Source organism: Vibrio sp. 970, from assembly GCF_033339075.1.
The window spans coordinates 1-732 of record NZ_JAWOTW010000274.1; the positions used below are offsets into that span (position 1 = coordinate 1).

General features: G+C 44.5%; 1 protein-coding gene and 1 pseudogene. Both read left to right on the forward strand.

Annotated features, from left to right (window positions below; genetic code table 11):
- A pseudogene (locus R7Q11_RS26140) lies at positions 1-242 on the forward strand (transporter substrate-binding domain-containing protein); the annotation flags it as partial.
- A gap of 81 nt (positions 243-323) precedes the next feature.
- The coding region (locus tag R7Q11_RS26145; protein ID WP_225466998.1) for an ABC transporter permease subunit at positions 324-732 on the forward strand (409 nt) is incomplete at its 3' end.

The window sequence follows — 732 nt, forward strand, 5'->3', positions numbered from 1 at the left end:
TGGGCGATGCCTATGCTCTAGAGGAAGGTGTATTGAACAAAGCTGGTGGTGATGCGTACGAATTTGTTGGCCCATCTCTGACTGATGCGAAATGGTTCGGTGAAGGTTTCGGTATCGCTGTACGTAAACAAGATAAAGATCTAACGAAGAAACTTGATGCGGCAATCTTGTCACTGCGTGATAAAGGTATTTACCAAGAAATTGCTGGCAAGTACTTTAACTACGATGTTTACGGCGAATAAGCGGTAGTTAAGCGGCCGTTGGCTTGTTCCTAGAAGTAGTCAACGGTCGATTTTTTGAGTTTAGGGATTAGGAACTCACCTATGCTGGATTTACAAGGATATGAAGCCTCCATTTTTAAAGGGGCTTTGGTAACCATCGAAGTAGCAGTTCTGTCACTACTGCTTGCGGTGATATTGGGAATGCTTGGCGCGCTTGCTAAGCTCGCACCCTACAAATGGGCAAGAGCAATTGCCACACTTTACACCACCATTATTCGCGGCATTCCAGACTTAGTTCTGATGATGTTGATTTTCTTTGGTGGGCAAATACTTTTAAACAATAGCCTCTATTCCATCAACGAAACGCTCAATGAATGGTTTGCATCTAGTGACCCAAATCATGAGTGGACTTCTTACTTACCTGACTACATTGATGTGAGCCCGTTTATTGCCGGTGTGCTGACAATTGGTTTTATCGTTGGAGCTTACGTGGCGGAAACTTTCCGGGGTG